The organism is Clostridium sp. RTP31139st1_H3_RTP31139_211217, assembly GCF_040227035.1.
In the GTDB taxonomy this organism is placed as follows: domain Bacteria; phylum Bacillota; class Clostridia; order Clostridiales; family Clostridiaceae; genus Clostridium; species Clostridium saudiense.
In genome coordinates, this window is the sequence record NZ_JBCOAB010000089.1 from 1 (window position 1) to 4,976 (window position 4,976).

Here is a 4,976-nt window from a genome sequence, read left to right on the forward strand (position 1 = left end):
GTATAAAATTTTGAACAATTAAAAAGGAGTTGTATTCAGACTGAATTTATTAATTCAATCTGATACAGCTCCTTTTTGTGTTTAAGTAGATTATTCAGTTCTAAGAGCTGTAACAGGATCCTTTTTAGCAGCCTTTTTAGCTGGAACAAATCCACCTATAATAGTAAGAATCATGCTAAGTATAATTAATCCTATTGCACTTGATAGTGGCAATGAGGCATTAATAGTATCTAAATTTAATACAGAGTGAATAATAGAATTAATAGGAATTAATAATAATGCAGAAATTCCTACACCTAGTAAGCCTGAACAAAGTCCAATAATAAATGTCTCGGCATTAAATACTTGAGAAATATTATGTTTTGATGCTCCAATAGCACGTAAAATACCAATTTCTTTAGTACGTTCCATAACAGAGATAAATGTAATAATTCCAATCATAATTGATGAAACAATAAGAGAAACAGCAACGAATGCAATTAATACATATGAAATAACATCAATTATAGTAGTTATAGAAGATAATAATATTCCAATATAATCAGTATAACTAATTTGATCTTCTTCATTTGCAGTTGAATTATAGTCTTCGATACAATCAGAAATAGCTTCTTTATTTTCAAAGCTATCTGTATAAATACTAATAGATGATGGTGCATCTAAGCTTACTACACCAAAAGTAGTCATGTTATCATCATAACTTCCAGTAGAAATATATGCATCGTAAATTTTAAGTAGTGTATCATCATCAGGTGACTTTAAGTATTCATCTAACATTGCTGCAAGTTGCTCTTCGCTCATAGTTGATATATCTGGTGTTCCGGCTTGCATTGATGTTGATATTCCTTCATCTTCAACATTACTAGTAGATTGCATAGAGTACATCATAGTTTTAAATAAATTTGCTTTATCAGAAACACCAAGTCCTTCTAAGTATTTCTTTGCATCAGCTATTTTTTCGTCATCACTAGAAGGAGAAAATTCCATTCCATTTAACACATTAATAGTTGAGCTTTCTTTTTGAGCCTTAACTACTTCACTATTATCTGTATATTCAATAATATAATCAGTAAGAGCTTTTGTATATCCAATGGCACTAGTAATAGATGCATTTTTAGCATCTTCTTTTGGACGAACTACACCTGTTATTTTTAATTTTATAGCATTGTCCAATAATTTTTCCATTTCATTTACATTATCTTTTATTGATGTAAAAGTACCATTACCATTTGAAATATAAGTATCACAGTCAGGAATCATATAGAATTCTTGATTACATATATCTTCGTATTTCCAACTTTTGCTTTCAAGTTTTATTTCCTCACCATTTTCGATTTTAGTCATTAATTCTTTATATTCAGCACTTGGTAAAATACCTAATTGATAAAGTGTAGTAGCAGAAATTTCATTGTTTTGATCTAGGGTAAGTATAACTTCGTCATAAGCAGTAGGCCAATCACCGTATAATAAGTCATAGCTATCCTTAATAGCGTCACTTACTGATGCACCGTCTTTACCAGGAAGCAATTCTTTAAAGTTATTTGAACTAGATGAAAATCCACTTATTTTAGATATAGGCATTGATGACATAGCAGATATTCCTGTCATTGTAATTGAAGAAGAATTTTTATCTGTAAGTGTACTTCCATCTGTATTTACAAAAGTTCCTTCTGAATCCTTTGTGTATACACCAAATTTAGTATCATAAGAATATATAATACCATTTTCACCTACATATTGGTTTATTTCACTATCAGGATTATCCAAATACTTTTTAAATTCAGTTAAGTTATTTTCAGTAAAGCTACTTGTCATAGTAGAAGCCATTTCAATACCAGAACCATTTGAATAAATTGCATTTAAATCATGATTGACGTCACTAGGTTTTCCAGGGGTAGGTCCTCCTGAAGACATTATACTGCTAATATCGATTGTTTCAGCTTCAATAGATATAGGATATGATGTCATAGTATCCTTTTGAATATTATCAATATAGGTATTTACACCATTGCTCAGTGATAATATTAAAGCAATTCCAATAATACCTATAGAACCTGCAAAGGCTGTTAAAAGTGTTCTTCCTTTTTTAGTCTTTAAGTTATTAAAGCTTAAAGATAAGGCAGTTAACAATGACATTGACGCTTTTCCCATATTTTCATGTTTTGGTGGAGCCATATTCTTAATATCTATCTCATATGGATTAGAGTCGCTTATGATATGTCCATCTTTTACCTTAACAATACGATTAGCATATTCTTCTGCTAATTCTGGGTTATGGGTTACCATAACAACTAGTCTATCTTTAGCAACCTCTTTTAATAAATCCATAACTTGAATACTAGTTTCACTATCAAGTGCCCCTGTTGGTTCATCGGCTAGTAATATTTCTGGATCATTTACTAATGCTCTTGCAATAGCAACACGTTGCATTTGACCTCCAGACATTTGATTAGGTTTTTTATGAAGTTGTTTTCCAAGTCCTACTTTTTCTAGAGCTTCTATTGCACGTTTTTTTCTTTCGGCTTTAGATATGCCAGAGATAGTTAAAGCTAATTCAACATTTGAAAGCACAGTTTGATGAGGAATCAAGTTATAGCTTTGGAATACAAAACCAATAGTATGATTTCTATAAGAATCCCAATCCCTATCTTTATATTTTTTTGTTGAAATGCCATTAATAATTAAATCACCACTATCATAACGGTCAAGGCCCCCAATAATATTTAATAATGTGGTTTTTCCAGAGCCACTAGGACCTAAGATAGCTACGAACTCACTATCTCTAAGATTTAAAGATACTTCATTAAGTGCAGTTTGTACTAAATCGCCAGTAATATACTTTTTACTTATTTTCTGAATTTGAAGCATTTTTTTGTTCACTCCTTACTATAGATTTGAAATAATAATACTTGCTTTGGCAATATTATGTATTTTACACTACTTTTATAAATTGAAAGTAAACTAATTAGTGGTAGATTAAAAAATATTATTTATTTTAAAATAGAAATAAAAAAGAAGTGGCTGTATCAGATTGAATTGATAAATTCAGTATGATATAGCCACTTTTAATAGTTATTTTTAAATTCTAATTTTTAATTTATTATACCCACTATTATTTGTCTGCATAAAATAATAGTGGTGAGTTTTTGTATTTTTTATGATTTAAACAAGTTAAGAGTTTAATTTTAAAGTAAATATGAAAGTGAGTGTCTGTATAATGGATATATTTAATCAATTTTGGGTACCAAGAAAAATATATAAGCCTTGCGGAATGTTTACAGAAGGACACATGATATTATTATTAATTAGTGTATGTGTACTTACTTTTTTATTGATTATTTCAATAAAAATAACGGTAGAAAAAATTGATATATTGACAAAAGTATTTGCAGTTAGTTTAACTTTCTTAGAAGGAATAAAGATATTTTTTAATTTTTATTGGGGATATACAAAGGTTAATTATTGGTTCCCAATATCATTTTGTTCAATATTTATATATGCTTTATGGATGAGTGGATTTACTAATGGGTATTTAAAGAAATTAGGAGATTCTTTTATTACAGGAGTAACAGTGGTTGCTGGAGGTGCATATTTATTATTTCCATCTACTTCGTTAACTGCATATCCAATAGGCCATTATTTATGTATTTATAGTATGTTGTTTCATACATTAATGATTTATATGGGAGTATTATATTTAAGAAAAAAACAAATAAATCTAAATTGGAAGACATTTAAAAAGTTTATTGTGATTTATTTATTTTTTTCTGTAATTTCTATTTTTATTAATAATATAACTGGAAGTAATTTAATGATGTTATCTTCACCAGCTAATATTCCAGTAAAATTACTTCATACTTTATATGGAGTTAATAGATGGGCATATACAGGAGTAGTATTTTTAGTATATTTATTTGTACCATATTGGTTAACTTCGTTTGTAGTAAAGCAATTAAGTATAAGAAAGAAAACAAGTTAATAATAGTTTGAAAAGGGAAAATATGGAATTTTACTAGGAATAAACATAGAGTTAAGAAGTAATTAAAAAATTACTTCCTAACTCTATGTTTATATGTGTATTATTTATGAGATAAAAGGTTGAGCTATATATATAAAATGCTTAGAGCAATTAGAAATTGTCCAACATAATAACAGAGTAGATTTAGTCTACTAATTGACTTTGGACAATTTTTATAAAACATTACAAATGATAATAAATAATCGGAAGCTATAAATAGAATTGCACCAACAATGATAAGGGATAAGGCTAATGTATTTGTAGAAGTAAGAGAAATTAAAGAAATAGACTTACAGACCATAAAGCTAATTAAAAAGCCATAAACTGTGCATGGAATAATTAAGTTGCGAAAATCTATTTTTTTATTGTATTTAAGAGATGCAATGATAATAAAAGTTAAAAAAATAGCAAAAATAATATCTCTGATATGAAATGTAGATAAATTAATAAAGCAAATTGAGTAAAAAATATGAGTAACAGAAAAGCTAATTATACCCAACATAAATAAAATATAATTAAATTTAGGTTCAGATTTTTTTATTCCAAGAAAAATATCTCCTAGGAAAGAAAAGAGTAATCCTATAAAAATAAGATAGAAGTAAGTTAAATTAACTGGATTATTTAAATAAGCTGTAATTGAAATAAGCAAAAAGCATAGGCTACAGAATATTTTTGAGATTAATCTAAAATTGGTGCTTTTTAAAAATGTTGAATAAATTAATATTCCAAGACAGAGAAATCCCAAAAGAATAGAAATATAGGTGATCATGGAAGGCCCTCCAGTGAAATAATTCTTATAGAATATATTATTTAGTAAAAAAGGGTTTTGATACAGGTAATTTAGTCAGAGATTAGATAGTTTTATCTAATCTTTTTTTATAAGACGAATTGTCAAGCTAAGTGCAACACTTAGCTTGTTCTTCGTTAAATGCTTCTAACGGTGTCTTGTATCCAAGAC

General features: G+C 27.9%; 3 protein-coding genes. 1 reads left to right on the top strand and 2 read right to left on the bottom strand.

The genetic code is table 11. The features are described 5' to 3' along the window. Positions 1–90: 90 nt before the first annotated feature. Positions 91–2,868 (bottom strand): ABC transporter ATP-binding protein/permease, encoded by a 2,778-nt coding sequence (locus ABUA17_RS18370; RefSeq protein ID WP_042399738.1) that lies wholly within the window; start codon positions 2,866–2,868, stop codon positions 91–93. A 349-nt stretch (positions 2,869–3,217) separates the two neighbouring features. Between ABUA17_RS18370 and ABUA17_RS18375 the strand changes: the two genes are divergently transcribed. Beyond that, positions 3,218–3,979 carry a TMEM164 family acyltransferase gene (locus tag ABUA17_RS18375; RefSeq protein ID WP_042399735.1) on the top strand — a complete coding sequence of 254 codons (762 nt, stop codon included), beginning with the start codon at positions 3,218–3,220 and terminating at the stop codon, positions 3,977–3,979. Positions 3,980–4,103: 124 nt separating this feature from the next. Here the strand turns inward: ABUA17_RS18375 and ABUA17_RS18380 are convergent, their stop codons facing one another. Then, on the bottom strand, positions 4,104–4,787 hold the full coding sequence (locus ABUA17_RS18380; RefSeq protein WP_042399734.1) for a lysoplasmalogenase: 684 nt from the start codon (positions 4,785–4,787) through the stop codon (positions 4,104–4,106). Positions 4,788–4,976 lie beyond the last annotated feature (189 nt).

What these genes read in the sequence shown, in the direction of transcription:
- ABUA17_RS18375 (WP_042399735.1), top strand. Translation starts at nt 3,218, where the DNA reads ATGGATATATTTAATCAATTTTGGGTACCAAGAAAAATATATAAGCCT.
- ABUA17_RS18370 (WP_042399738.1), bottom strand. Translation starts at nt 2,868, where the DNA reads ATGCTTCAAATTCAGAAAATAAGTAAAAAGTATATTACTGGCGATTTA.
- ABUA17_RS18380 (WP_042399734.1), bottom strand. Translation starts at nt 4,787, where the DNA reads ATGATCACCTATATTTCTATTCTTTTGGGATTTCTCTGTCTTGGAATA.